Below are 26,148 nucleotides of genomic sequence, written 5' to 3' on the forward strand. Positions count from 1 at the left end.
CTGTTATTGTGTAACTAAAATCAGTAATCCCCCGTTTGATGCGGCGGTTTACAGGCCAAAGCTGGCTCATTCTCTGCTGACAGGGGTAAATCAACTTTCCCGCCGCCCTTTTCAGCTGCCCTGCACCAGACTACTGCACTTACTCTGTTGCAGGGTTTTAAGCTGGCTCATCCGCTCATCCGCATGCTTCTGGGCCAGCCCCTTCGCCACGCCGTTACCAATGCCGAAATCACCAATAACACCTAAAACGGTCAGGCCATCAAACTCGCCGGTTTTATTGATTTGCGCCTGCACCCGATTCTGATTAGCAATTTCCGCCCCCACGCCGGAACAGTCCAGAGTGGTAGCCTGAACCTGACTGACGGGAGGAGAAGAAGGATACTGTTTTAACGCGCAGCCGGAGAGCAGCAGCGCAGTGGCAACCAGGCAAACGACTTTCAGCATAAAGCACCTGTTCTGAAATAGAAGGATATCAGCCATTATCAGTGCAAGATCACGGGATCGATGCTGCAAGCAGTCAGGCACTTTGCTGGCTTATTGCTCAATTAACCGGGGGTTGAAGCGGGGACAGATGTAATGGCCAGCAGAAGAAAAGAGTGCCAGACCTGCCGGTTTCTCCCCGGCAGATCTGTTAAGAAGCGAGTTTAATGACCGGCTTTGCAGGGTCGTCGAGCGCGCATAAACCTAATGTTTGATGATATAGAGATCGCGACTGTAAGCCACATCTTCTGCATTGGTTATCGGGTAACCTTTTACCCACGGCTTGATCAGACGGCCATTGGTGTACTGGTAGATCGGCGCAATCGGCACCTTTGCCGCAATGATCTGTTCGGCACGGTTGTAATCTTCATTGCGCGCTTCCGCATTCGTTTCCCGGCTGGCTTTATCCATAATCGCATCATATTCCGGGCTTTTGAATCTGGCGATGTTGCCGCTGTGGGTGGAGGTCAGCAGGCTCAGGAAGGTTGAAGGCTCGTTATAATCCCCCACCCAGGAAGCGCGGATCACGTCAAAATTACCGCTGTTACGGCTGTCGATATAGGTTTTCCACTCCTGATTTTGCAGCTTAACGGTGACGCCCAGATTTTTTTTCCACATAGAGGCGACCGCGATGGCAATCTTCTGATTATTTTCAGAGCTGTTATAGAGCAGCGTTAAATTCAGCGGATGAGTCGGGCCGTAACCTGCCGCCGCCAGCAGTGCTCTGGCCTGCATATTAAGCTCCTCCTGGGAGTGCTGTTGCAGGAAACCAGGCTTAGGCGTAAAGCCTGCGGTGACATCTGCCGTAAAGTGCCAGGCGGGCTTCTCGCCGGTGCCCAGAACTTTCTCCGCGATAATTTTGCGGTCTATGCTCCAGGAGAGCGCCTGACGAACCCGCACGTCAGCGGTGGCGCCTTTGGTGGTATTAAAGGCGTAATAATAGGTGCCCAGTTGATCGGGCGTATAGACCTCTCCCGGCAGATCTTTTTTCAGCATGCTGTACATATTTTTCGGGAAGGATTCAGTGATATCAATATCATTGGCGCGATAGCGTTTAGTGGCGCTCGACTCTTCGTTGATCGGCAGAAAAGTCACTTTGGTCAGCACGCTGTGGGCATTATCCCAGTAGTTTTCATTGCGCACTAACACCAGTTTTTCATTCACCACACGCTCCTGAAGCTTGTAGGCACCGTTGCCCACCAGGTTGCCCGGCTGCGTCCACTCCTTGCCTGAGCTTTCAAGCACTTTTTCCGGCACCGGATACATGCTGAAATTGGCGGTAAGGCTGACGAACCAGGGAACAGGCTTATCCAGCGTCACCTTGAGGCGGTGGTCATCCAGCGCCGTCACGCCAAGTTTATCTGGCTTCATCTCGCCTTTGGTAATCGCACCCGCGTTCTGAATTCCCGCCAGCTCTGCAAACCAGGCAAAGGTCGAACCTACCGTCGGATCCACCAGTCGGCGCCAGCTGTAAACAAAATCGTTCGCGGTAACGGGAAGACCGTTCGACCATTTTGCCTCTTTGCGCAGCGTGAATATCCAGGTTTTATTGTCGGTAGTCTGCCACTGCGTGGCCACGCCGGGAATAATATTCCCTTTGGCATCCTGATTGGTCAGCCCTTCGAACAGATCGCGGATCACCTGTATTTCAGGCAGTCCCACCGCTTTGGCGGGATCCAGCGAGGCCGGTTCATCTTTGATATGACGGACAATTTCCTGTTTTTCCGCCAGCGTTGTTCCGGGAGGAACCACCGCAGCAGAGAGGGAAGCAGTGACGGATAGCGCCAGTAAACCCAGCGTAAAACGGAAGTTGTTCATCAGGAGACCTCAACAGGGCGAGAAACGGAGCAATATTCGGCACTTTAACGCAAAGATTTGATAAATAAATAGCATTTTTCAACCGGCACGCCATAACGTGACGCAGGCACAGCTTTTGTTCATCTCACTTTTAGGCTAGCTTTAGGAAAACCCTTCAGGAGTGAACGAGCATGTCACCAGTCCATCCGCGCCCTTTACGCGGCAAACTTGATGCAGTAAGCAAAGTCTACGGCGCCTCGGTGTTGGGCGCACCGCTGTTATGGTTTCCCGCTCCTGCGGCAGATGAAGAGAGTGGATTGATTCTGGCGGGCACGCACGGTGACGAGACTGCTGCGGTGGTCACCCTTTCCTGCGCCATGCGCACGCTGCTTGAGTCTCATCGTCGTCATCACGTAGTGCTGGCGGTGAACCCGGACGGTTGCCAGCTGGGCCTGCGGGCTAATGCCCGTGGTGTTGATTTGAACCGCAACTTCCCTTCGGCTAACTGGCAGCCCGGTGAAACGGTATACCGCTGGAACAGCGTGGCGGAAGAGCGGGATGTCCGGCTCTCTACCGGTGAGAAGTCCGGTTCAGAGCCGGAAACGCAGGCGCTGTGCAATCTGATCCACGCGCTGAAGCCGGGCTGGATTGTGACCTTCCACGAGCCGCTGGCCTGTATAGAAGATCCGCAAACCACGCCGCTGGGGCACTGGCTGGCGAAGAAAATGGATCTGCCGCTGGTGACCTCCGTGGGTTATGCCACCCCCGGCTCGTTTGGCAGCTGGTGTGCTGACCTGGCTATCCCGGTGATCACCGCAGAGCTTCCGCCCATCTCCGCTGATGAGGCAACGGAGAACTACCTGGGCGCGATGGTGGATTTACTGAACTGGCAGCCCTGAAAAGGTAATTTTTCCACAGCTGAACGGTAGCGCCGGGTCCACATCCACCGCCAGCCACGTTGGCCCGTCGAGATCGATAAAGCGGGCCGAATTCACTAAAGGCAGCGCGGCAGCAATCGCCCTTGAGGTACAGAGCATGCACCCAAGCATCACCTCAAATCCCGCCGACCGGGCCGCCTCAGCCAACGCCAGCGCTTCGGTCAGCCCGCCGGTTTTATCCAGTTTGATATTCACCATTTCATAGCGGCCTTTCAGCGCTGGCAGGCTGGCGCGCGTATGGCAGCTTTCATCTGCGCAGATGGGCAGAGGGTGAATGAAATTCGCCAGCATCGCGTCATCGCCTGCGGGCAGAGGCTGCTCCAGCATCACCACGCCCAGGTCAGCCAGCAGCTGGCAGCGGGCGGCCAATCCTTCGCAATGCCAGGATTCGTTGGCATCCACGATAAGCGTCGCTTCAGGTACGGCGGTTCTCACTGCGACCAGTCTTTCCGTGATCGATGTGTTATCGAGTTTGATCTTGATTAACCTGGCGCCATTTTCCCACAGCGCCAGCGCGGAGCTGGCCATCATTTCTGGCGTATCGATGCTGACTGTCTGCGCCATCTCAATCACCGGGGGCTGGCTGGTGGCAGTGAGATGCCACAGATCGGTTGCCTGCTTTCTGCTCTGTAGATCCCAAAGAGCGGAATCGATGGCATTACGGGCAGCACCGGCCGGAAGCGCCTGTTGCAGCTCTTCACGGCTCATCCCCTGTTCAAGCTGGGTAAAGAGCGTGGCAATTTGTGCCAGCACCGAGGCTTCCGTTTCACCATAACGTGGATAAGGCGTACATTCACCCACGCCACGAATGCCCTCCTCTTCCAGCTCAACCACGACCACACCAGCCTCACTTCTTATGCCGCGGGCGATAACAAAAGCGGTGTGCAGCGGCCAGGCTTCCGGATAAACCTTTACAGCTCTCATCAACAAATCCTTAGTAGCGAAAAGAAAGAAAAGCACACCCACAACATAGACTTGAGAAACGGGTTTTGGCAATGCGTAGCGCTTTATGGAGGTTTTACTGTCTGTGTCTGCCAGCATGACATACACTCAATGCCGTGTTTACTGCGCTTATAAGGAAAAACTATGTCTCAGACAGTGAAATTTCAGGGCAACCCTGTTGCCGTCGCCGGTCAGCTTCCTGTACCAGGCGAGACCGCTAAGCCTTTTACACTGGTAGCCAAAGATCTTTCAGAAGTCTCGCTTACTAACTATGCCGGTAAGCGTAAAGTGTTAAACATTTTTCCAAGCATTGATACCGGCGTTTGCGCCGCTTCCGTCCGCAAATTCAACCAGCTCGCCGGCGAAATGAACAATGCCGTGGTGCTCTGCATCTCCTCAGATTTGCCCTTTGCCCAGTCCCGCTTTTGTGGTTCAGACGGACTGAGTAACGTGGTCACGCTCTCCACGCTGCGCGGCAGCGATTTCAAACAGGATTACGGCGTGGCAATTGCAGATGGCCCGTTAAAAGGTCTGGCAGCACGCGCTGTTGTGGTGCTGGATGAGAAAGATAACGTTCTTTACAGCCAGCTGGTGGAAGAGATCACCACTGAGCCAGATTATGAGGCGGCGCTGGCTGCCTTAAAATAGCGGCGCAGAGGGGCCTTTTGCCCTGAATACCTCTGTAGCAAGGGCGGAACCGGGTTCCGCCCTTTTTCTGTTTCTATTTCGCTTCGTCGTCCACTTTCTTCTGGCTCAGACCATATTCACGTAGCTTATTGGCAATAGCAGTATGGGAAACGCCAAGACGTTTCGCCAGTTTGCGCGTGCTGGGGTATGAGAGATAAAGGCGGCTGAGAATCGATCGTTCAAACCGGCTGGTGATCTCATCCAGCGATCCCTCCATCACCTCTTCGCCCAGCGGTATATCCAGCGCAAACTCCGGCAGCGTAATGTCCTGAGGGCGCAGCTCATTGCCTTCCAGCTGTGTCAGCGCCCGATAGAGCGTATTTTTCAGCTGACGGACATTGCCCGGCCAGGTATAGCGACTCAGAAAAGCATTCAGCTGCGGAGAGAGTTTAGGCCGTACCAGCCCCTGTTCATCGGCAAAGCGCGCCACGAACATTTCGGTCAGCGGTAAAATATCCTGTGGCCGATCGCGAAGCGGCGGCAGATTCAGCGTCAGTACGTTCAGACGGTAAAAGAGATCTTCACGAAACTCCCCCCGCTGAACCATTTCGGTAAGATTTTTTTGCGTGGCGCAGATCACCCGCACATCCACATGCACCTCATGCTCTTCCCCTACCCGGCGGAATGTTCCGTCGTTCAGGAAGCGCAGCAGCTTGGTTTGCATCCGTGGCGTCATCTCACCAATCTCATCCAGCAGCACAGACCCGCCGCTGGCCTGCTCAAAGAAGCCTTTTTTGCCTTCCAGCGCATTCGGGTACGCCCCTGCCGCGTGACCAAACAGCTCGCTCTCTGCCACATCATCAGGCAGCGATGCGCAGTTAAGGGCCAGGAACGGCTTTTTGCCGCGGGCGCTGCGCAGATGGCAGGCCCTCGCCAGCATATCTTTACCCGTACCGGTATCGCCGACGATCAGCAGCGGCGCATCAAGCATCGCCAGCTTACGCGCCTGCTCCACCACCTGACGCATCTTCGGGTTCACCGCCACAATGTGCTGGAAATCGCTGTCATCGTTAACGGCCAGGTTTTGCAGCTGTTGCCCCATTCTGGCGGTAGATTTCAGCATCACCACTGCGCCAACCGGATTGTGCGCCTGTTCCTGCTCTCCAGCCGCATAGATAGGGGTAATTTCCATCAGGAAGTCACGCCCCTGGATCACCACATGGTGAGCCTGAGCTTCAATACGTTCACTCTCCAGCCAGCGCTGGAAATTAAAACCGCTGATTAACGTCCCCGCGCTGAAGCTGCGCATTTTCTCTTCGTTTAACGAAAACAGCAGCTGAGCCGCCGGATTAGCCAGCTCCACTTTGCCTTTCATATCAATTGAGAAAACGGGTTCCGGTAACGCCACCAGCAAAGCGCTCAGCGCCCGGTGTTCGCGTTCGGAGGGAAGAAAAGCCACGGTTCTGACATCCGTTACGCTGGGGATACGGCGGATTTCCGCCATCAGCTGGCTGAACTGGTCAAATTCAACCGGGCTGAAGTTGAGGTAGATCCGCCCGATGGGGGCGATTTCAATTCCGCGCAGATCGATGCTGCGTTCAACCAGTAAATCGAGCAGTTCGCGGGTAAGACCAAGTCGGTCCTGGCAAAAAACTTCCAGACGCATAGCGGGGCAACCTTCGTTCATTTCGGGCGTGGAGTGATAATACGCTATCCCCCTGAGCGCCAGAAGTGCTCTGGAAGGAAAAGTTGACAGGAAGCGTGCTGAATGCGCACCAACCCGGCAACTTCCCTGGCTGGCGCACAATTTTCCAGCTATTTATCCGCCGGGCCGGGGGTTTTTTGCAGCGTCTCTTTCAGCTGGACAATCAAATCGCGCCGGAAATCGCCTAACCGGGGTTTATCACCTTCAATCCACGGCAGGGGACGGCATAACTCCATGGTCTTGATCCCCAGACGCGCTGTCAGCAGCCCCGCACCAATACCCTGTGCGGCACGGGCAGAGAAGCGCGCGGCCAGATCCTGGGACATCCAGTCCATGCCCACTTCCCGCACCAGCTCAGTGGCACCGGCAAAAGCGATGTTAAGCATCACCAGACGGAAAAGACGAATACGGCTGAAGTAACCTAATTCAATGCCGTAGATCGCCGCTATACGGTTTATCAGCCGCAGGTTGCGCCAGGCAATAAAAGCCATATCCACCAGCGCCAGCGGACTCACAGCAATCATCAGGGTGGACTCGGCCGCGCTGCGGCCAATTTCACGCCGCGCCTGACGATCCAGGGTGGGCTGCACCAGCTGGGCATAAAGTCCGACAATTTCGCGGTCATTATGGGTTTCATGCAGCGAAGCCTGCCAGCGTTGCAGCGCCGGATGGCCCGCCTCAAGCCCCGCCTGCTTCGCCAGCTTTTCGCAGAACTCCCGTCCTCTGCCCATTCCGTGACTCTGTAGCAGCTCGCGCGCGACGTCCCGCTCTTCAGCACGCTCACGCAGCCGGTAAAGCCGACGCCATTCGGCCGCCAGCGAACCGGCACCTGCAAAAACAATCAGTCCGCCAGCCACGCAGCCGCCCAGGGCTATCCAGTCCTGCTGTAGCCAGGCGGTATGCGCCCACTGTACGCCCTGCGCCACCACGCTGACGCCCATCACGGCGAGGCCAAGCTTAACCATTTTGCGCCAGAGGCTGCGTTTCGGCCTTAGCGCTGCTTCGACCACGCGCTCACCTTCGCCCTCCTCTTCCGGTTGCAGGTCTGGCTCCTCGGGGATAAAAACAGCATTCTGCTGTTCAAAAGCCTGTGCGGCTTTCAGGGCAGGAATGTTTTCCGCCTCCAGCGGTTTTGCGAAGTCGATTCGCGGTTTGATGGGGGTAGTCATCGCAGTTTATCTCCCAGTAAAAACTCCAGCGCCGCGTCAAGACGAATATGTGGCAGCGGACGGTCAACATCCAGATCCTGCGGCCGGAATTGCTCAAAGTGGAAGCCCTGCTGCTGCCAGAAGGCGCTGCCGGGCAGGCGAGGCGGCACTTCGCCAGGATAGACGGTCAGCGGCACATTATCCGCAAGGCGATGGCCCCGCAGAGCCGGGATCTTTTCTCCCTGATGATCCACCAGCCCGCTTTGGGTGGCCTGCACGGAAGCCAGGCCCAGGCAATCCATGGTAATGCCTTCAAAGGCCGCGTTTTGCCAGGCGTCCTGCACCAGCTGTTGCAACAGCGAAACCAGATTAGCGTGCTGATCTGCCGTAACGTGGTCCGACTTGGTGGCGGCAAACAGCAGCTTATCAATTACCGGCGAAAAAAGGCGGCGGAACAACGTACGCTGGCCGTAGGAAAAACTTTGCATCAGCTGCGTCAGCGCCAGGCGCATATCGTTGAACGCCTGCGGGCCACTGTTCAGCGGTTGCAGGCAGTCCACCAGCACAATCTGGCGGTCAAAACGCAGGAAATAATTTTTGTAGAACCCCTTCACCACGTGCTGACAGTAGTAGTTGAACCTTGCGCGCAGCATACCGATGTTGCTGTTAGCGTCCGCCTGAGCCAGACGGCTTTCACTGCCTTCGGCAATCTCTGGCCAGGGGAAAAACTGTAGTGCGGGGGCGCCAGCCATATCACCAGGCAGCACAAACCTGCCCGGCTGAATAAAGTGCAGGCCTTCCTGCTTACACTTTTGCAGATAGTCAGTCCAGGCGGCGGCGATCTCACCTAAGCGGTTCTCATCTGCCGGGGCAAGCGGATCCAGCCCTTCACAGAGTTTTCGCCAGCGTTCAGACCAGATGGCACGATCGCCCTGCAACAGACCGGTCATCTGCCGCGACCAGCCCAGATAGTCCTGCGCCAGCATCGGTAGATCCAGCAGCCATTCACCCGGATAATCGACAATCTCCAGATAGAGCGTGGACGTCTCTTTAAAATGGCGGAGCAGCGATTCACGGGAACGGTAGCGCAGCGCCAGGCGCATCTCGCTGACGCCACGGGTCGGCGTTGGCCAGTCTGGCGGCGAACCATAGAGCTGCGAGAGACCTTCGTCGTAGGTAAAGCGCTGAATGCCCATATCCCGCTGCGGCACGCGCTTTACGCCCAGCAGGCGCTCTTCGCGAACCGCTGAGAACATGGGCAGCCGGGCACCGGAATTGACATGAAGAAGTTGGTTCACCAGGGAGGTAATAAAAGCGGTTTTTCCGCTGCGGCTGAGGCCGGTGACTGCAAGGCGAAGATGGCGATCCGCGCCCCGATTCACCAGCGACAGCAATTCATTTTGAAGTCGTTTCATGGGGTGTCGGCACCTTTTATTATTCTGTTTAATGCAGTTAACAAGAGGGCAATTGTAGCAAATTACAGCAAAAATAAGTTGTTAAGGTTTATTCCACCGCGCGGACATACCGCGCAGCGCGCGCCGTAACAGCGGTTCCAGCGCCCAGGCGAGAAACAGCTTGAGCGGCCGGTGAGCAACCGATTTCACCGCCCAGCCGGCCACGCCGCCAGGGCCATAGGTCATGGCACTGATCAGCACAAATTTCCCTGCCTTCTTCAGCGTCGGCACGGCGTTACGTTTTAATGCAGTCTGCCAGTGAGGCATAAAAGTGACTCCTGAAGTAGCTGAGCGGCCCGCCTGCGAGCCTGCTCAGAGAAATTACAGCTGACGGAAACGGCTGCGAACGCTGAACGTTTCGGAAGTGACGTAACGCTCCATGTTGCGCAGGCTGGTTTCGCCACCGTTCAACTCCCGGCTGAGTTTATCCAGCAGTTCGTGAGCAGTGGGTGCTTTTTCACCCTTTTGTAAATTATCGGGCATTTCTTCCAGCACGAAAGCCAGGCCAAAATAGGCAATCAGCGTGAACATAAAAAGACCAAAGAACATCGACAACACCACGATGACCCTGACCAGCCTCACCGGAATATCGAGATAATCCGCTATTCCGGCACAAACGCCTTTCACTTTCCCACGCGCCGGGATGCAGTAAAGTTTTTTGCCTTTAATGGTCACTCCGCTCATGGCTGCCTCCAGTTGGGATGCTCAGCATCCAGGATCTCTTCCAGTGCCTGAATACGTTCACGCATCCGTCTTGCATCCTGGGTCAGCTGTTGCAGGCGTTGCAGTTCGCTTTGCGACAGTTCAGCTCCGCCGTTCTGACGGTTACTGTAATGAAGCCATAACCAGATCGGCGCCACAAACAGCACGAAGATGGTCAGGGGTATGGCCAGAAATAACGCGCTCATTCATTCTCCTTGAAATAGCTACCAGAGTGGGTCAGGAACGGGCATCCCTGCGGGATGCCAGTAGCAGATATTACTCGCTGCGGTTCATTTTGGCTTTTAACGCCGCCAGCTGCTCACCGATTTCATCGTCGGCTTGCAGGTCGGCAAATTCCTGATCCAGCGTTTTCTTTTTACCAAAGCTCTGGCTCTCTGCTTCCGCTTCCATGTGATCGATACGGCGTTCAAACGACTCGAAACGCGCCATCGCCTCATCAATTTTGCCGCTGTCGAGCTGACGACGGACATCGCGTGAAGAAGAGGCAGCCTGATGACGTAAGGTCAGTGCCTGCTGACGGGCGCGGGTTTCGCTGAGTTTTTTCTCTAACTCGCCAATTTCGCCCTTCATGCGCGTCAGCGTCTCTTCTACCTGCTCAACTTCCCTTTTCAGCGAAGCGATCAGATCGGTCAGTTTCTGTTTTTCAATCAGCGCAGCCCGCGCCAGATCGTCTTTCTCTTTACGCAGCGCCAGCTCAGCTTTTTCCTGCCACTCTGCCTGCTGGAGTTCAGCCTGGTCGATGCGGCGCACCAGCTGTTTCTTTTCAGCCAGCGCACGGGCGGAGGTAGAGCGAACTTCCACCAGCGTGTCTTCCATTTCCTGGATCATCAGACGCACCAGCTTCTGCGGATCTTCTGCCTTCTCCAGCAGCGAATTAATATTGGCGTTTACGATGTCGGCAAAGCGAGAAAAGATACCCATAATCAGTGTCCTCTGGATGTTATTAAAATGTGCGCAACAGTTGCGGCTACGGTAAACACTATTCAAAACCCGTGCCAACTTTTATCTTGCTGATTTTATTGAATTCCTTTTATTTACTCCCGGCCGATAATTGGCTAAGGTGGCGTAAATAACTAACTTCTGGTGAATTTCATGAGTGAAAATAACGATACCCTGCTCGGTGAGTCGAATAATTTCCTGGAAGTTCTGGAACAGGTTTCCCGGCTGGCACCGCTGAACAAGCCGGTGCTGGTCACTGGCGAGCGCGGCACAGGAAAAGAGCTGATCGCCAGCCGCCTGCATTATCTTTCCGAGCGCTGGCAGGGGCCGTTCATTTCGCTTAACTGCGCCGCGCTGAATGAAAATCTGCTCGACTCTGAACTGTTTGGCCATGAGGCGGGCGCTTTTACCGGCGCGCAGAAGCGCCATCTGGGAAGGTTTGAGCGGGCAGATGGCGGGACATTATTCCTTGATGAACTGGCAACTGCCCCCATGCTGGTGCAGGAAAAGCTTCTGCGGGTTATTGAATATGGCCACCTTGAGCGCGTGGGCGGGAGCCAGCCGCTTCAGGTCAGCGTGCGGCTGGTTTGCGCCACTAATGATGATTTACCACTGCTGGCGCAGCAGGGGAAATTCCGTGCCGATCTGCTTGACCGTCTGGCTTTTGATGTCGTTCAGTTGCCCCCTCTGCGTGAACGCCGGAGCGATATACTGGTGATGGCGGAGCATTTCGCTATTCAGATGTGCCGGGAACTGGGACTGCAACTCTTTGCCGGTTTTTCCGCAGAGGCAAAGCAGGTTCTGCTTGATTACCACTGGCCTGGCAATGTCCGTGAACTCAAAAACGTGGTGGAACGCTCCGTTTATCGTCACACCGATAGCGAGCAGGAGCTGGACAGCATTATCATCAACCCTTTCCAGCGCCAGCAGCCCGCTGCTGAGAGAGAGGCGCTGCCTGCGCCTTCCCTGCCCACTTTGCCGCTCGATCTGCGCCGCTGGCAGAACGAACAGGAAAAAGAGCTGCTGGAGAAAAGTCTGGCTCAGGCGAGGTTTAATCAACGCCGCGCCGCAGAATTGCTTGGCGTCACATATCATCAGCTGCGGGCGATGTTGAAAAAGCATGGTGTTGCCGGGGATAATTAAAACAGACAAAAAAAAGCCCGCGCGAAGCGGGCTAAAAAATACTGGAAGCAATGTGAGCAATGTCGTGCTCTTCTCCGGTAGAGCCACCGTCGAAGCGCAGGGGAATAATAATCATTCTCAGCACCAACTGTAAAGTGGTTTGTTGAGAATTTTTCTCATTACCATAACAACCCTGGGCGTATTCCGCACAACGCGGCGGTTGCCAGGGGCGCGACAGGGCCGCTTTTAGCCGGAAAAAAGCTCGCTTAACCTGGCAAATTTTGGGCCGGACCGCAGAGTGCGGTACACTCTCACTATTGCCTGATATTCAGATAACTTATGCGCACACTATTCTCCTCGCTTTTACTCAGCTTTAGCCTGTTCAGCGCCTCAGCCTGGTGCAACACGCCCGGCGATATTCGTCAGAGCGGCTTCGTCTATTGCGTTAACGGCGCGATCACCACCTTTAATCCGCAGATGGCGAGCGGTGGGCTGGTGGTCGACACGCTGGCGGCCCAGCTTTACGACCGTCTGCTGGATGTGGACCCCTATACCTACCGGCTGATCCCTGAGCTGGCTGAAAGCTGGGAAGTGCTGGATAATGGCGCAACCTACCGGTTCCATCTGCGGCATAATGTGCATTTCCAGAAGACGGCGTGGTTTTCCCCGACCCGTGCGCTGAATGCCGATGATGTGGTCTTCAGCTTTCAGCGAATTTTTAACCGCCATTCCGCCTGGCATAATGTCAACGGCGGCAGCTACCCCTACTTCGACAGCCTGCAATTTCCTGATGCTGTCAAAAGCGTGAAGAAGCTGGACAAAGATACGGTAGAGATCCGCCTGCACAACCCGGACGCCTCCTTTCTCTGGCACATTGCCACCCATTACGCACCGGTTCTCTCGGCTGAATATGCCAGTTTGCTGACAAAGACCGATCGCCAGGAGCAGATGGATCGCCAGCCGGTGGGCACCGGGCCGTTTATGCTGAGCGAATACCGAACCGGGCAATATATCCGTCTGGCGCGCAACCCCGACTACTGGAAAGGCCTGCCGCGAATGCCGCAGGTGGTGATTGATATGGGTGCAGGCGGCACCGGAAGGCTCTCTAAACTGCTGACGGGCGAGTGCGACGTGCTGGCCTACCCGGCTGCCAGTCAGATTTCGATTTTGCGGGACGACCCCCGTCTGCGCCTGACGCTGCGGCCAGGGATGAATATCGCCTACCTTGCCTTTAATACCCGTAAAGCTCCGCTGGATCGCGTTGAAGTGCGTCAGGCGCTGGCGCTGGCCATTAATAACGAACGCCTGATGGAGTCGATCTATTACGGCACGGCGGAGACAGCAGCTTCAATCCTTCCCCGCGCCTCCTGGGCTTATAATAATGATGCACGGGTGACAGAATATAATCCGCAAAAATCCCGCGAGGCGCTCAAAGCGCTGGGCGTGGAGGATCTTAATCTGACGTTGTGGGTTCCTTCAGCTTCACAATCCTGGAACCCCAGCCCGCTGAAAACGGCCGAGCTGATCCAGGCTGACCTGGCTCAGGTGGGCGTCACGGTGAGTATTGTTTCCGTGGAGGGCCGTTTTCAGGAAGCGCGGCTGATGGAGATGAATCACGATATGACGCTGACCGGCTGGGCCACCGACAGCAACGATCCGGACAGCTTTTTCCGTCCGCTGTTAAGCTGCGCCGCCATTGGTTCACAGACCAACTATGCTCACTGGTGCGATACCAGATTTGATGAGGTGCTGCATAAGGCGCTGCTTTCGCAACAGCTTGCCTCCAGGGTGGATTACTACGCTCAGGCACAAAAGATGCTGGCAGAGTCGTTACCGGTGCTGCCGCTGGCCTATTCGCTTCGTTTGCAGGCGTACCGTCACGATATCCAGGGACTGGTACTCAGCCCCTTTGGCAATGCCTCATTTGCCGGTGTGCATCGTGAAAAAGGCGAGGTTAAGTAGTCATGGTAATTTATACGCTGCGCCGTCTGGTGCTGTGGCTGGTGACGCTCTTTATGCTGACGCTGGTTGGCTTCAGCCTGAGTTATTTCACCCCGCATGCTCCCCTACAGGGCGCATCGCTGACGGATGCTTTACTCTTCTGGTATCAGGGAGTCTTTCAACTGGACTTTGGCGTCTCCAGTATTAATGGCGAGCCAATTTTAGAGCAGATCCGTGAAGTGTTTCCCGCCACGCTTGAGCTGTGCATCATGGCATTTGTGCTGGCGATGGCCACGGGCATTCCTCTTGGCATCGCGGCTGGCGTAATGCGCAACAAATGGCAGGACAAAGCGATCAGCGCCCTCGCCCTGCTGGGCTTTTCCATGCCGGTCTTCTGGCTGGCTCTGCTGCTGACACTCTTCTTTTCGCTGAACCTGGGATGGCTGCCTGTTTCCGGTCGCTTCGATCTGCTCTATCCCGTCAGGAACATCACCGGTTTTGCCCTGCTCGATGCGTGGCTGAGCCACTCTCCCTGGCGGCATGAGATGATGGTCAGCGCCCTGATGCACCTGGTCTTGCCGGTAACGGCGCTGGCCGTGGCGCCCACTACCGAAGTGGTACGCCTGCTGCGAATCAGTACCCGCGAGGTGATGGAAGAAAACTATATTAAGGCTGCCGCAACCCGTGGCCTGTCTCGCTTTACAGTTATCCGCAGGCACGTTCTGCATAATGCCCTGCCGCCGGTTATTCCGCGTTTGGGGTTACAGTTTTCCACCATGTTGACGCTGGCGATGATCACGGAAGTGGTCTTCAGCTGGCCAGGTCTGGGTCGCTGGCTGGTGGATGCCATCCGCCAGCAGGATTATGCGGCAATTTCAGCTGGCGTAATGATGGTGGGCGGCCTGGTGATCACCGTGAATGTTCTGGCCGATATTCTGGGCGCAATGATGACGCCACTGAAACATAAGGAGTGGTATGCCCGCCGATAATATCTATGCCGAAAAGCGGCTCCCAAGCACGTTACGTAATGCCTGGAGGCTGTTCTATCGCGACACCTCAGCGATGGTGGGCTTCTATCTGTTTATTGCCCTGTTACTGGTCTGCCTGTTTGGCCGGTTGCTGGCCCCTTACGGGCTGGATCAGCAGTTTCTGGGCTACCAGCTGCTACCGCCTTCCTGGTCACGGTATGGCGATGTTTCCTTTTTCCTGGGCACTGACGATCTGGGGCGGGATATCCTCAGCAGGTTAATCAGCGGGGCCTTACCCACCGTGGGTTCAGCGATCCTGGTCACGCTTTTTGCCGCGCTGTGTGCCATGATTTTAGGTGTCTTTGCCGGACTGACGCGGGGTCTGCGCTCTGCGCTCCTTAATCACGTGCTGGATACGCTATTGTCGATCCCTTCGCTGCTGCTGGCGATTATCGTGGTGGCTTTTTTGGGACCACGGCTGGAGCATGCACTGCTCGCCGTCTGGCTGGCAATTGTTCCGCGCCTGGTGCGAGCCATCTATACGGCAGTGCATGATGAGCTGGAGAAAGATTATGTGATTGCCGCGCGGCTGGACGGCGCCAGCAGCCTGGATATTCTCTGGTATGCGGTATTACCGAACATTCTTGCCCTGCTGGTGTCCGAGTTCACCCGCGCGCTGTCGATGGCCATTCTGGATATCGCCGCGCTGGGCTTTCTGGATCTGGGGGCGCAGCTTCCCTCTCCCGAGTGGGGAGCGATGCTGGGCGATGCGCTGGAACTGATTTACGTTGCGCCCTGGACAGTGATGCTGCCCGGTGCGGCTATTATGCTTAGCGTGCTGATTGTTAATCTGTTAGGTGACGGCATACGCCGGGCCATTGTTGCGGGAGTTGAATAGATGCCGCTGCTTGATATACGTAATCTGACCATTGAATTCATGACCGCAGACGGCCCGGTTAAGGCTGTGGATCGCGTCAGTATCACCCTGGCGGAAGGTGAAATTCGCGGTCTGGTTGGCGAGTCCGGCTCCGGAAAAAGTCTGATAGCCAAAGCCATTTGCGGCGTCACTAAAGATAACTGGCGCGTCACGGCTGACCGTATGCGCTTTAATGATATCGACCTGCTGCATCTTACTCCGCGCGAAAGACGTAAAATCATTGGCCACAATGTGTCGATGATTTTTCAGGAGCCGCAATCCTGTCTGGATCCTTCAGAAAATATTGGTAAGCAGATTGTGCAGGCTATTCCCGGCTGGACCTACAAAGGTCGCTGGTACCAACGGTTCCGCTGGCGTTACCGCCGTGCCATAGAGCTGCTGCATCGCGTGGGGATCAAAGATCATAAAGATATTATGGGCAGCTTTCCCTACGAGCTGACCGATGGTGAATGCCAGAAAGTGATGATCGCCATTGCTCTGGCGAACCAGCCGCGCCTGTTGATTGCCGATGAACCCACAAATGCGATGGAACCCACCACTCAGGCTCAGATCTTCCGCCTGCTGGCACGTCTGAATCAGAATAATAACACCACGATTTTGTTGATCAGCCACGACTTGCAGATGCTCAGCCACTGGGCAGACAGGATCAACGTTATGTACTGCGGCCAGACGGTGGAAACCGCGCGCAGTGAAGATCTGATTACGACCCCGCACCATCCTTATACGCAGGCGCTAATCCGTGCGATGCCAGACTTTGGCCGCTCTCTGCCGCATAAAAGCCGCCTGAACACGCTGCCGGGTGCTATTCCTTCGCTGGAACATCTGCCAATCGGCTGCCGTCTTGGGCCTCGCTGCCCTTATGCCCAGAAAAAGTGTACCGAAACACCCCGCCTGGCTGGCCCCAAAACGCACCTGTTTGCGTGCCACTTCCCGCTTAACATGGAGAGTCATAAATGATTGAAACGCTGCTGGAAGTGCGTAACCTCAGTAAGACGTTTCGCTACCGCACCGGCCTGTTTCGTCGTCAGCATGTTGAGGCGGTAAAAGAGGTCAGCTTTATGCTGCGGGAAAAGCAAACGCTGGCCATTATTGGTGAGAACGGTTCCGGTAAATCCACGCTGGCAAAAATGCTGAGCGGCATGATTGAACCCAGCGCTGGCGATATCCTGATAGACGATCATCCACTGCAATATGGTGACTATGGCTACCGCAGCCAGCGGATCAGGATGATTTTCCAGGATCCCTCCACCTCCCTTAATCCACGACAGCGTATCAGTCAGATACTCGATTTCCCGCTGCGGCTGAACACCGAACTGACCGCAGAGGCGCGGGAAAAACGCATTATCGCCACGCTGCGCCAGGTCGGGCTGCTGCGCGATCACGCCGCCTATTATCCGCACATGCTTGCCCCCGGCCAGAAACAGCGCGTTGGCCTGGCGCGCGCCCTGATACTGCAACCAAAAGTGATCATTGCCGATGAGGCGATGGCTTCGCTGGATATGTCCATGCGCTCTCAGCTGATCAATCTGATGCTGGAGTTGCAGGCGAAACACGGCATTGCTTACATCTATGTGACCCAGCACCTGGGCATGATGAAGCACATCAGCGATCAGGTAATTGTGATGCACCAGGGCGAGGTGGTGGAGCGCGGCAGTACGGCAGATGTGCTGGCCAGCCCGCTGCATGATCTGACCAAAAGGCTTATCAACAGCCACTTTGGTGAGGCGTTAACCGCCGACGCCTGGCGTAAAGATGGCTGAACTTTCGCTAAGCTTTGCCAGAACCGCACCAAAGAGGCGCTTTTCCGTACGGTTTCAGCCGCTCAGCGCTGAATAAGTGCCGTTATACCATTCCGCTATGTGTTAGCACCGATCATTCTTTCATTCGCTTCTTACCATGCGCGAGGATAGGGAAAATCTTAAGGCCCGCTACACTGCCGATTTTCTTTTTTTCGCTCGGCTGGCCGGTAAACTTGAAAAGGAATGATCATGGAACAGCGCCGTTTTCCCGGCAACAGCCACTGGTATCATGAAACGCAATCGACCCTCACCCCGCATGCCGCTCCGCTGTTTCCTGAAGCGGCAGAGATTGAAGACCGCTTTCTGCTGGGGCTTGCGCAGCAGTACCAGAACGAGTTGCAACAGACTTTACTGCAAACCCAACCCGCCATGCTGGCATCGCGCGATTTGTATCAGCTGTTGTTACCCCGGCAGCTCACCACCAGTAAAACCCATACCCTTACCCTTTACGATCGCCTGAGCACGGCCTTAACCGTGGCGCAGGTCACGGGCATTCAACGGTTATGCAATCATTATGCTGCCCGCCTGAATCCCTTACCAGGCCCGGACTCTACCCGTGAGAGTAATCGTCGTCTGACCCAGATCACTGAATATGCCCGCCAGCTTGCAAGCCAGCCGACGCTGATTGATGAAGCCGCCCTGTCACGCCTTGATGATGTGGGGTTAACCGCACCTGATATTGTGACCTTCCATCAGCTCATTGGCTTTGTCAGCTACCAGGCGCGGACAGTGGCCGGGATGAATGCGCTGCTGGCGTTGCCGGTGCGCTGGATCCCTGGCGGAACATTGCCGGAGGATGCTGGTCGGGACGGCTTCACGCCAGCTTCGCCGTGGCGCCCGCTATTGCCACCGGTAGAGTTACGCTACGCCTCTGAAAGCCAGATCGCAGCACTGGCCTGTTGTCAGCCCTTGCCACTCCCTGACCACAGCGCCTGGCTACTGGCGCATGATGGCCAGACCCTGTATGGCTGGGCAAACCTGCTCAACGCCCTGAAAGAGAGCACTGACTCCCCCGAAGCGCGCCTTGCCGCCGCTGTGGCAGCAAGAATTAATGGTAGCCCGGTCTGTTTTGCAAACGCTGCTGAGGGAGAGATGCGAGAGGCGCTGCTGGAAGGGATTGATGAAGCTTTGTCTCTGGCAACGCCAGAGCAGAAGGCGATTATTCACTGCGCCGCGCAGCTTACGCGCTCCCCTGAACGATTCAGCGCAGCGCATCTCCAGCCGTTAAAAGAGGCGGGCTTCAGCGATAAAATGGTATTTACTCTGCTGCAAAGTACCGCGCTGGCGAGCTGGAATAATCGGCTGATGCATGCGCTGGGGTCAACTCAGCCACAAGTGCAAGAGCGCGCCGAGCCGTTATAACTTTACGGCCTGGCCTTCACTAAGCAAGCGACGAACCTCGTCAAAGAAATGCTGTGACAAAGGGGTCGCCCTGCCGGGTTCCGCAATAACCAGGGCGGCCTGGCGCGACATCGGCTCGATGGAAAGCGCCCGGCTGTGCAGCTCGGGCGTCATTCCCGGCAGCAGGTGGCCGGTTGGCGAAATCAGACAGCCAAGCCCCACCTGGGCTGCCTGAACTAACTGAAACACCGAAGTGGTTTCGAAGATCACACGTAGCCTGACCCCGGCATCACGAAAATGCGTATCCAGATAACGTCGGAAATAGCGGGTCTGTTCAGCAAGACAGAGTGGGATATCCTGCAAACTTTCCAGCGCCAGCGCCCCTTCGCCAGTAAGCTGCGGAAAATGGTGTGGGTGAAACATCACTTCAACGCCATGATCCTGAAGCGGCTCAGCCTGAAAATGAAGCTCGCGCAGCGTAGCCAGTTCAAAAAAGCCGATACCAACATCTACGGTATGGCTGTTCAGCGCTTCCAGCAGCTGATCGGCGCTGAGTACGGCAACACGATAATCAAGCTGAGGATAGCGGTCACTGATTGCTTTCAACATCAGCGGCAGTGAGAGACTGCACTGTGGCACCACGCCAATGCGCAGCGTGCCGTTAACGCCATGCTTAAGAGACTCTACCTCCAGCTTCAGGCCCTGGTAAACAGAGACGATCTCTCTGGCCCATGAGAGTACCCGTTCCCCTTCCGCCGTGAAGCCGTCAAAGTTGTTGCTGCGGTTGATCAGCGAAAGACCCAGCTCACGCTCAAGGTTTTTCAGCCGCATCGACAGCGTAGGCTGACTGACAAAACTCGCCTCCGCGGCGCGGCCGAAATGGCGTTCGCGCTCAAGGTTGCAGAGGTAAATAAGCTGCTTAATATCCATAATTCAATTACGTTAACCCGCTACGCCACAGGGCTGGTGACCAGATGCAGACTACAGACAATTCTGTATAGTGTCATGATGTCTTGCTGCGCACTGCACACCCTGAGCTTTGCAATGCTGGTTAGTCACTGTTATCGGCAGCGATCAGGCTACGCCCAGTGCCATTTTCACCTCATTAGCGATTTTCTCTACCTGCGGGCCATAAATCACCTGCACATCGTGATCGCTGACGCGGTTTACGCCGTTTGCACCGGTGGTCATCAGAGTCTGGTCAACTACCTCTTTCATCTCTTTTACCCTGACCCGCAGACGGGTAAAGCAGCAATCGACATCCTCTATATTGGCTTCACCCCCCAGGCCGCTGATAATGACCTGCGTCCTGTCGTCAGCGGAGACCGTTTTTTGCTGGCTTTCCACCTCCTCACTCTCCCTTCCTGGCGTTTCAACGCGCATCCGGGTAATAACAAATTTAAAGGCGTAGTAGTAAACCGGAATATAGATCAGCCCCAGTACCAGGCTCCACCACCACTGCGTTTTACTGCCGCCTAAAATGCCAAAGACCACCAGATCAATCGCGCCACCCTGCACGTTCCCAATCATCAGATGCAGCATGGACATCAGCATAAAGGAGAGGCCGCTCAGCACGGCATGCATCAGATAGAGAACGGGCGAGACAAAGATAAAGCAGAATTCCAGCGGCTCGGTAATACCGGTGGTAAATGAGGTTAACGCCCCCGCCAGCACCAATGCTTTTACCCGCTGCTTATGTTCCGGTCGGGCAGTGTGATAGATAGCCAGCGCCGCAGCCGGCAGGCCAAACATCATTACCGGGATTTTGCCCTGAGCAAGAAATTGCGTGGCGTTTCTGACCGTTTCGTCCGGAATGGAGCCGGGATGGGTTAATGCGCTGTTAAAGATATTCAGCGCTCCCACAATGGTCTGGTTATCTACCGTGGCTATACCGCCTATGGGGGTGAAGCGCACCGTTTCGTTCAGAATATGGTGCAGCCCGGTCGGGATCAGCAGCCGTTCACTGGTACCGTATAAGAACGCACCATACTGTCCACTTTTACCTATCAGTTCGCCTACCCAGGCGATCCCGGCGCCGATAGCAGGCCAGATCATAGCCAGCAGCACGCCCACCAGCGGCAGAACCAGCACCGTGACAATGGGCACAAAGCGGCGGCCTCCGAAGAAGCTGATCGCCGTGGGCAACTGCGTAGTATAAAAACGGTTATGGATAACCACCGTCAGCAGCCCCGCTATCACCCCACCCAGCACGCTCATGTTGTAGGTGAAGATCCCCAGCATCTCGATATATTCGGCAGAGGTCATCATCGCCGCCGTCTGCGCCATGCCTTGCGCCTGTAACGCTTCCGGTGTGGTTGTCGCGGCGGTCAGCCCCTGCGCACTCAGCGTTGCGCTGACGCCCACATGCATGGCAATAAACCCGATAACGGCAGCAAACGCCGCCGTGGGCTTCTCCGCTTTTGCCAGCCCGATGGCGCTGGCCACGGCAAAGAACAGCGGAAGATTGGCAAAAAGCGCCCCGGCGACTTTACGAATAAAGCCGATAATCAGTTGTGGCGTATGAAGGCTGGCAAAGGCTTCTCCGGTGATCGCCGGGTTTTGCATGGCAGCGGCCACGCCCAGGAAGATACCGGCGGCGGCGATAACCGAAATCGGCATCATCAGTGCCTTACCAAAAGCATGAATTTTGCTGGCGAATTCTTTCACGGGCACCTCTGGCTGATTTAAGAAAGCCTAATTATTAGCCAGCTCTGCATTTGCGGCCTGGTAATTACAGATCGTCATGAGCAATTCTTTGAACAGGTTCACGCTTTTGCGATAAACCGCGCCTATCGCACCATTAAACCAATCAATTAGACAATTTTTTTACCAGGTTGCAGACTAATCCCACAAAAGAAGTAATAACCTCTTAACATATCAAAAACAATTAAATTACCTGCGAAGCAATATGAAATTTAAAACTGCAATTAAGCCATACCAGGCAGCGGCGGGCGGCTGGGGTTCTCTTGAAGCCACCACCCGTTTCGTTTTCGACAGCAAACAAGTTCTGAAAAACATGCGTAACCTGATGCGCATGAACAAAGCCAAAGGCTTTGACTGCCCCGGCTGCGCCTGGGGCGATGATAATAAAAGCACCTTCAGCTTCTGCGAAAACGGTGCCAAAGCGGTGACCTGGGAAGCAACACGTCGCTTTGTCGATGCCAGCTTCTTTGAGAAATACAGCGTTTCTGCGCTTTATCAACAAAGCGACTACTTCCTTGAATATCAGGGGCGTCTCACCGAGCCGCTGCGCTACAACCGTGAAACCGATCATTACGAACCCATCAGCTGGGATGATGCTTTTAAGCTGATTGCCAGACACATTAAGGCGATGGACAATCCCGATCAGATGGAGCTTTACACCTCCGGTCGCGCCAGTAATGAAGCCTCCTGGCTCTATCAGCTCTTTGGCCGGATGAACGGCAGCAATAACTTCCCTGACTGCTCGAATATGTGCCATGAAGCCAGCGGTACCGGCCTCAAGCGCAGCATTGGCGTGGGCAAAGGCACGATCCGTCTGGATGATTTCGACCATGCAGATGCCATTTTTGTTTTCGGTCAGAACCCCGGCACTAACCATCCGCGCATGCTGCACAGCCTGCGTCACGCTGCCGACCACGGTGCAAAAATTGTCACCTTTAACACCCTTCGCGAGCGTGGCCTGGAGCGTTTTGCCGATCCGCAAAAGCCGCTGGAAGTGGTGACCAGTAAAGCGGGCACCATCAGTTCTACTTACTACCAGCCCAATCTTGGTGGCGATATGGCCGCTGTGCGTGGCATGGTGAAAGCCCTGAACCAGTCGCACCAGGAGCTGGTTGCCGCCGGTCAGAAAGGCCTGTTTGATGAAGTCTTTATCAATGCCAAAACTGAAGGGATGGAGGCCTATCTTGCCGCCGTTGAGGCAACGGAATGGTCGCAGATTGAGCAGCAGTCCGGCCTCTCTGAGCAGCAGCTGCGTGAAGCTGCCGCCATTTACCAGAGCGCTGAGCGCGTGATCTGTACCTGGGCGATGGGCATCACTCAACATAAACACTCTGTGGATACCGTACGTGAGATCGTTAACCTTCAGCTGTTGTTTGGTCAGTTAGGCAAGAAAGGCGCAGGCCTCTGCCCGGTTCGCGGCCACAGTAACGTGCAGGGCAACCGCACGATGGGTATTGATGAGAAGCCGACTCAGGCTTTCCTGGATAACCTGGCTAACCATTTTGGCTTTGAACCGCCTCGCAGCGCCGGACACAACACTGTAGAAGCGCTGGAAGCGATGCTGCGTGACGAAATCAAGGTGCTGATTGCGCTCGGCGGTAACCTGGCTGCGGCAGCACCGGACAGCCCTCGTACAGAAGAAGCGCTGCGCCGCTGTGACCTGACCGTGCAGATCAGTACCAAACTCAACCGTAGCCATCTCTGCCCTGGTGCCGTTGATGCGCTGATCCTGCCTACGCTGGGCCGTACCGAGCAGGATATCCAGGCCAGCGGCCCGCAGTTCATCACCGTTGAAGACTCCTTCAGCATGGTTCACGCTTCTGAAGGCGTGGGCAAACCTATCGCCGATACGCAGCGTTCTGAAACCGCTATTGTGGCCGGTATTGCCAATGCGGTGATGGGCAGCGAGAAGCTGGACTGGCTGGCGCTGGCTGCGGATTACAACCAAATCCGTGAGCATATTGCTGCCACCATTCCTGGCTTCAGCGACTTCAACGCGAAATGCGATATCAAAGGTGGTTTCTACCTGGGTAACGCCGCAGCTGAGTTCCGCTTTAATACTCTGAACAATAAAGCGCAGTTCAGCAGCGCCCGCCTGCCGGACTCTTTATTCCCGCAGCTTGGCGATGTGGAAGTGCCTTTCACGCTGCAAACGCTGCGTTCCCACGATCAGTACAACACCACCATTTACGGCCTCGATGACCGTTATCGTGGCGTGTATGGCCAGCGTGAAGTGCTGTTTATTCACCCGGAAGATATGGAAAAGCTGGGCTTTGCCGCCGGGGATAACGTGGATATTGAAACGCTGTGGAATGATGGCATCACCCGTAAAGTTTTCGGCTTCAAACTGGTGCCTTACAACATTCCCAAGGGCAACCTTGCCGCTTACTACCCGGAAACCAACCCGCTGGTTCCTCTTTCCAGCTTTGGCGACGGCAGCGGCACCCCAACCTCGAAATCAGTGCCGGTAAAGGTCACCCTTTCGGAAGTAAAACCTGGTCTGCGTATCGCCTGATCCTCAGCGTTAACTGTTGTAAACAAAGCCGGGTTTCCCGGCTTTTTACTTGCCGCGAGGCGGTTAATCGCGTAAAACTGTCTGCCGCTCTTAGGCCACGAAAACTGTTGAGATTATGTTCCAGGATAACCCGCTGCTCGCGCAGCTCAAAGAGAAACTCCACTCCCAGACGCCGCGTGTTGAGGGGGTAGTGAAAGGCACCGAGAAAGGCTTTGGCTTCCTGGAAGTCGATGCACAGAAAAGCTACTTTATTCCACCGCCGTTCATGAAAAAAGTCATGCATGGCGACCGCGTGGTTGCGGTGCTGCAAACCGATAAAGATCGTGAAGTTGCCGATCCGGAAAAGCTGATTGAACCTTTTCTGACGCGTTTTGTTGGCCGTATTCAACGCAAAGATGACCGCCTCTCTATCGTTCCCGATCACCCGCTGCTGAAAGACGCTATCCAGTGTCGTGCTGACCGAAACGTCACGCATGATTTTCAGGCTGGCGACTGGGCCGTGGCCGAGATGCGTCGTCATCCCCTTAAGGGTGACCGCACCTTCTACGCAGAACTTACCGCATTTATTACCACGGCCGACGATCACCTTGCGCCGTGGTGGGTGACGCTTTCCCGTCATAATCTGGAGCGTGAAGCGCCAGAAGCCGTGACCGGTGAGATGCTGGACGAGCAGTTAGAGCGTGAAGATCTTACGGCTCTGGAGTTTGTCACCATCGACAGCGCCAGCACCGAAGATATGGATGATGCGCTCTATGTGGAAGAAACCGCAGAGGGTGAACTCCGTCTGACGATTGCAATTGCCGATCCCACAGCTTATGTGGCAGCGGGCAGTGCGCTTGACGCCATTGCGGCAGAGCGCTCTTTCACTAACTACCTGCCGGGCTTTAATATCCCGATGCTGCCTCGTCAGCTGTCGGACGATATCTGTTCGCTGCGCCCGAACGAGCGTCGCCCCGTACTCGCCTGCCGCGTAAACGTGGCTGCCGATGGTACGCTGAGCCAGGAGATCCACTTCTTTGCCGCCTGGATTGAGTCAAAAGCTAAGCTGGCTTACGACAACGTTTCCGACTGGCTGGAAACCGACGGCAAGAGTGACTGGCAGCCAGAAAACGAGGCTATTGCCAGCCAAATCCGTCTGCTGCACCGCCTCTGTCTGGCGCGCAGCGAGTGGCGTCAGACCCATGCGCTGGTATTCAAAGACCGTCCTGATTTCCGCTTCCTGCTGGGAGAAAAAGGGGAAGTGCTGGATATTATTGCTGAGCATCGCCGCATTGCTAACCGCATTGTGGAAGAAGCGATGATCACAGCCAATATCTGTGCGGCTACCGTGCTGCGCGAGAAGCTGGGCTTTGGTGTTTATAACATTCACCTGGGCTTTGATGCCGAAAAAGCGGAACTGGCCGCCAATATGCTGGAAAACCACGGTCTGAAAGTGGATCCGCTGGCTATCGCTACGCTGGCGGGTTTCCGCGAGCTGCGCCGCGAGCTGGATGCCCAGCCGACGCAGTTCCTGGACAGCCGCATTCGCCGTTTCCAGTCGTTTGCGGAGATCAGCATCGAGCCAGGCCCGCACTTTGGCCTGGGTCTGGAAGCGTATGCAACCTGGACCTCACCGATCCGTAAATATGGCGATATGATCAACCATCGCCTGCTGAAATCGATGATTAAAGGTGAAGCGGCTACCCGACCGCAGGATGAAATTACGGTGAAAATGGGCGAACGTCGCCGTCTGAACCGTATGGCCGAACGTGACGTAGGCGACTGGCTCTATTCACGTTTCCTGCAAAGTTCTGCCGGCACCGATCGCCGCTTTAATGCCGAGATCATTGATGTTTCCCGCGGCGGGATGCGCGTCCGTCTGACGGACAACGGTGCGGTAGCCTTTATCCCTGCTCCCTTCATTCATGCCGTCCGTGATGAACTGGTTTGCAGCCAGGAAAATGGCAGCGTGCAGATCAAGGGCGAGGTGGTATACCGCGTCACTGACCTGATTGAAGTGACCATTGCGGAAGTGCGCATGGAAACCCGTAGCGTCGTGGCACGTCCGGTAGCATAACGTTTTATCAGGC

Annotated in this window: 23 protein-coding genes; 11 read left to right on the plus strand and 12 right to left on the minus strand. The window is 55.5% G+C overall.

Annotated features, from left to right (window positions below):
- Window positions 1-111 precede the first annotated feature (111 nt).
- Window positions 112-444, minus strand: a complete 333-nt coding sequence (locus tag AAH450_RS05645; protein ID WP_342909303.1) for a hypothetical protein — start codon at window positions 442-444, stop codon at window positions 112-114.
- Between the two features lie 240 nt (window positions 445-684).
- Window positions 685-2,298, minus strand: coding sequence for a peptide ABC transporter substrate-binding protein (locus AAH450_RS05650; RefSeq protein WP_342909304.1), 1,614 nt, complete (start codon window positions 2,296-2,298; stop codon window positions 685-687).
- A 170-nt stretch (window positions 2,299-2,468) separates the two neighbouring features.
- Here AAH450_RS05650 and mpaA point away from each other — a divergent pair, with 170 nt between their 5' ends.
- The gene (gene mpaA / locus AAH450_RS05655) at window positions 2,469-3,176 is read left to right on the plus strand and encodes a murein tripeptide amidase MpaA (protein ID WP_342909305.1); all 708 of its coding nucleotides are present in this window, start codon (window positions 2,469-2,471) and stop codon (window positions 3,174-3,176) included.
- On the opposite strand, the gene ycjG is transcribed toward mpaA, so the two are convergent.
- On the minus strand, window positions 3,156-4,139 hold the full coding sequence (ycjG, locus tag AAH450_RS05660; protein WP_342909306.1) for an L-Ala-D/L-Glu epimerase: 984 nt from the start codon (window positions 4,137-4,139) through the stop codon (window positions 3,156-3,158). The genes mpaA and ycjG overlap by 21 nt on opposite strands.
- A 162-nt stretch (window positions 4,140-4,301) precedes the next feature.
- On the opposite strand from ycjG, the gene tpx reads away from it, so the two are divergent.
- Window positions 4,302-4,805, plus strand: a complete 504-nt coding sequence (tpx, locus tag AAH450_RS05665) for a thiol peroxidase (protein ID WP_342909307.1) — start codon at window positions 4,302-4,304, stop codon at window positions 4,803-4,805.
- A gap of 73 nt (window positions 4,806-4,878) precedes the next feature.
- On the opposite strand, the gene tyrR is transcribed toward tpx, so the two are convergent.
- From tyrR to pspA, 7 genes are all read right to left on the minus strand, one after another.
- The gene (gene tyrR, locus AAH450_RS05670; RefSeq protein ID WP_342909308.1) at window positions 4,879-6,450 is read right to left on the minus strand and encodes a transcriptional regulator TyrR; all 1,572 of its coding nucleotides are present in this window, start codon (window positions 6,448-6,450) and stop codon (window positions 4,879-4,881) included.
- Between the two features lie 149 nt (window positions 6,451-6,599).
- Window positions 6,600-7,658, minus strand: a complete 1,059-nt coding sequence (locus AAH450_RS05675) for a YcjF family protein (RefSeq protein ID WP_342909309.1) — start codon at window positions 7,656-7,658, stop codon at window positions 6,600-6,602.
- Window positions 7,655-9,052, minus strand: coding sequence for a YcjX family GTP-binding protein (locus tag AAH450_RS05680; RefSeq protein ID WP_342909310.1), 1,398 nt, complete (start codon window positions 9,050-9,052; stop codon window positions 7,655-7,657). Before AAH450_RS05680 ends, AAH450_RS05675 begins: the two co-directional genes overlap by 4 nt.
- A gap of 81 nt (window positions 9,053-9,133) precedes the next feature.
- The gene (gene pspD, locus AAH450_RS05685; RefSeq protein ID WP_318790253.1) at window positions 9,134-9,358 is read right to left on the minus strand and encodes a phage shock protein PspD; all 225 of its coding nucleotides are present in this window, start codon (window positions 9,356-9,358) and stop codon (window positions 9,134-9,136) included.
- Window positions 9,359-9,412: 54 nt separating this feature from the next.
- Window positions 9,413-9,775, minus strand: a complete 363-nt coding sequence (pspC, locus tag AAH450_RS05690; RefSeq protein WP_342909311.1) for an envelope stress response membrane protein PspC — start codon at window positions 9,773-9,775, stop codon at window positions 9,413-9,415.
- Window positions 9,772-9,999 carry an envelope stress response membrane protein PspB gene (pspB, locus tag AAH450_RS05695; RefSeq protein ID WP_306205527.1) on the minus strand — a complete coding sequence of 76 codons (228 nt, stop codon included), beginning with the start codon at window positions 9,997-9,999 and terminating at the stop codon, window positions 9,772-9,774. The genes pspC and pspB overlap by 4 nt, the downstream gene beginning before the upstream one ends.
- Before the next feature lie 70 nt (window positions 10,000-10,069).
- Entirely contained in the window at window positions 10,070-10,735 is a 666-nt protein-coding gene (pspA, locus tag AAH450_RS05700; protein ID WP_318790256.1) for a phage shock protein PspA, read from the minus strand.
- 171 nt (window positions 10,736-10,906) lie between these two features.
- On the opposite strand from pspA, the gene pspF reads away from it, so the two are divergent.
- The 7 genes from pspF to AAH450_RS05735 all read left to right on the plus strand — a co-directional run bounded on the left by pspF (window position 10,907) and on the right by AAH450_RS05735 (window position 18,882).
- Complete coding sequence (gene pspF, locus AAH450_RS05705) at window positions 10,907-11,896, plus strand: phage shock protein operon transcriptional activator (RefSeq protein ID WP_342909312.1); 990 nt, start codon at window positions 10,907-10,909, stop codon at window positions 11,894-11,896.
- A gap of 318 nt (window positions 11,897-12,214) precedes the next feature.
- A complete protein-coding gene (gene sapA, locus AAH450_RS05710; RefSeq protein WP_342909313.1) occupies window positions 12,215-13,837 on the plus strand; it encodes an ABC transporter substrate-binding protein SapA in 1,623 nt (540 codons plus the stop codon).
- A gap of 2 nt (window positions 13,838-13,839) precedes the next feature.
- Window positions 13,840-14,805 (plus strand): putrescine export ABC transporter permease SapB, encoded by a 966-nt coding sequence (gene sapB / locus AAH450_RS05715; protein WP_342909314.1) that lies wholly within the window; start codon window positions 13,840-13,842, stop codon window positions 14,803-14,805.
- Window positions 14,792-15,682, plus strand: a complete 891-nt coding sequence (gene sapC / locus AAH450_RS05720; RefSeq protein ID WP_342909315.1) for a putrescine export ABC transporter permease SapC — start codon at window positions 14,792-14,794, stop codon at window positions 15,680-15,682. The genes sapB and sapC overlap by 14 nt, the downstream gene beginning before the upstream one ends.
- Window positions 15,683-16,678 carry a putrescine export ABC transporter ATP-binding protein SapD gene (gene sapD / locus AAH450_RS05725; protein ID WP_342909316.1) on the plus strand — a complete coding sequence of 332 codons (996 nt, stop codon included), beginning with the start codon at window positions 15,683-15,685 and terminating at the stop codon, window positions 16,676-16,678.
- Complete coding sequence (gene sapF / locus AAH450_RS05730) at window positions 16,675-17,481, plus strand: putrescine export ABC transporter ATP-binding protein SapF (RefSeq protein WP_342909317.1); 807 nt, start codon at window positions 16,675-16,677, stop codon at window positions 17,479-17,481. Before sapD ends, sapF begins: the two co-directional genes overlap by 4 nt.
- Before the next feature lie 228 nt (window positions 17,482-17,709).
- Window positions 17,710-18,882 carry a CMD domain-containing protein gene (locus AAH450_RS05735; protein WP_342909318.1) on the plus strand — a complete coding sequence of 391 codons (1,173 nt, stop codon included), beginning with the start codon at window positions 17,710-17,712 and terminating at the stop codon, window positions 18,880-18,882.
- On the opposite strand, the gene AAH450_RS05740 is transcribed toward AAH450_RS05735, so the two are convergent.
- Together AAH450_RS05740 and AAH450_RS05745 are read right to left on the minus strand one after the other, a co-directional pair.
- A complete protein-coding gene (locus AAH450_RS05740; protein WP_342909319.1) occupies window positions 18,877-19,791 on the minus strand; it encodes a LysR family transcriptional regulator in 915 nt (304 codons plus the stop codon). The two genes, AAH450_RS05735 and AAH450_RS05740, sit on opposite strands and share 6 nt — an antisense overlap.
- A 144-nt stretch (window positions 19,792-19,935) precedes the next feature.
- Complete coding sequence (locus AAH450_RS05745) at window positions 19,936-21,483, minus strand: PTS transporter subunit EIIC (protein ID WP_463322712.1); 1,548 nt, start codon at window positions 21,481-21,483, stop codon at window positions 19,936-19,938.
- 286 nt (window positions 21,484-21,769) lie between these two features.
- Between AAH450_RS05745 and AAH450_RS05750 the strand changes: the two genes are divergently transcribed.
- Together AAH450_RS05750 and AAH450_RS05755 are read left to right on the plus strand one after the other, a co-directional pair.
- On the plus strand, window positions 21,770-24,079 hold the full coding sequence (locus AAH450_RS05750) for an FdhF/YdeP family oxidoreductase (RefSeq protein WP_342909321.1): 2,310 nt from the start codon (window positions 21,770-21,772) through the stop codon (window positions 24,077-24,079).
- 115 nt (window positions 24,080-24,194) lie between these two features.
- The gene (locus AAH450_RS05755) at window positions 24,195-26,135 is read left to right on the plus strand and encodes an exoribonuclease II (protein WP_342909322.1); all 1,941 of its coding nucleotides are present in this window, start codon (window positions 24,195-24,197) and stop codon (window positions 26,133-26,135) included.
- Window positions 26,136-26,148 lie beyond the last annotated feature (13 nt).

Source organism: Erwinia magellanica, assembly GCF_039023495.1.
Classification (GTDB): Bacteria; Pseudomonadota; Gammaproteobacteria; order Enterobacterales; family Enterobacteriaceae; genus Erwinia.

Coding starts and splice junctions, on each gene's coding strand:
- AAH450_RS05735 (WP_342909318.1), top strand. CDS start 17,710: ATGGAACAGCGCCGTTTTCCCGGCAACAGCCACTGGTATCATGAAACG.
- pspA (WP_318790256.1), bottom strand. CDS start 10,735: ATGGGTATCTTTTCTCGCTTTGCCGACATCGTAAACGCCAATATTAAT.
- AAH450_RS05675 (WP_342909309.1), bottom strand. CDS start 7,658: ATGACTACCCCCATCAAACCGCGAATCGACTTCGCAAAACCGCTGGAG.
- mpaA (WP_342909305.1), top strand. CDS start 2,469: ATGTCACCAGTCCATCCGCGCCCTTTACGCGGCAAACTTGATGCAGTA.
- tpx (WP_342909307.1), top strand. CDS start 4,302: ATGTCTCAGACAGTGAAATTTCAGGGCAACCCTGTTGCCGTCGCCGGT.
- sapF (WP_342909317.1), top strand. CDS start 16,675: ATGATTGAAACGCTGCTGGAAGTGCGTAACCTCAGTAAGACGTTTCGC.
- pspF (WP_342909312.1), top strand. CDS start 10,907: ATGAGTGAAAATAACGATACCCTGCTCGGTGAGTCGAATAATTTCCTG.
- sapB (WP_342909314.1), top strand. CDS start 13,840: ATGGTAATTTATACGCTGCGCCGTCTGGTGCTGTGGCTGGTGACGCTC.
- tyrR (WP_342909308.1), bottom strand. CDS start 6,450: ATGCGTCTGGAAGTTTTTTGCCAGGACCGACTTGGTCTTACCCGCGAA.
- AAH450_RS05745 (WP_463322712.1), bottom strand. CDS start 21,483: ATGATGCCGATTTCGGTTATCGCCGCCGCCGGTATCTTCCTGGGCGTG.
- AAH450_RS05650 (WP_342909304.1), bottom strand. CDS start 2,298: ATGAACAACTTCCGTTTTACGCTGGGTTTACTGGCGCTATCCGTCACT.
- AAH450_RS05680 (WP_342909310.1), bottom strand. CDS start 9,052: ATGAAACGACTTCAAAATGAATTGCTGTCGCTGGTGAATCGGGGCGCG.
- AAH450_RS05740 (WP_342909319.1), bottom strand. CDS start 19,791: ATGGATATTAAGCAGCTTATTTACCTCTGCAACCTTGAGCGCGAACGC.
- sapD (WP_342909316.1), top strand. CDS start 15,683: ATGCCGCTGCTTGATATACGTAATCTGACCATTGAATTCATGACCGCA.
- pspD (WP_318790253.1), bottom strand. CDS start 9,358: ATGCCTCACTGGCAGACTGCATTAAAACGTAACGCCGTGCCGACGCTG.
- AAH450_RS05750 (WP_342909321.1), top strand. CDS start 21,770: ATGAAATTTAAAACTGCAATTAAGCCATACCAGGCAGCGGCGGGCGGC.
- sapA (WP_342909313.1), top strand. CDS start 12,215: ATGCGCACACTATTCTCCTCGCTTTTACTCAGCTTTAGCCTGTTCAGC.
- pspB (WP_306205527.1), bottom strand. CDS start 9,999: ATGAGCGCGTTATTTCTGGCCATACCCCTGACCATCTTCGTGCTGTTT.
- ycjG (WP_342909306.1), bottom strand. CDS start 4,139: ATGAGAGCTGTAAAGGTTTATCCGGAAGCCTGGCCGCTGCACACCGCT.
- AAH450_RS05645 (WP_342909303.1), bottom strand. CDS start 444: ATGCTGAAAGTCGTTTGCCTGGTTGCCACTGCGCTGCTGCTCTCCGGC.
- pspC (WP_342909311.1), bottom strand. CDS start 9,775: ATGAGCGGAGTGACCATTAAAGGCAAAAAACTTTACTGCATCCCGGCG.
- sapC (WP_342909315.1), top strand. CDS start 14,792: ATGCCCGCCGATAATATCTATGCCGAAAAGCGGCTCCCAAGCACGTTA.
- AAH450_RS05755 (WP_342909322.1), top strand. CDS start 24,195: ATGTTCCAGGATAACCCGCTGCTCGCGCAGCTCAAAGAGAAACTCCAC.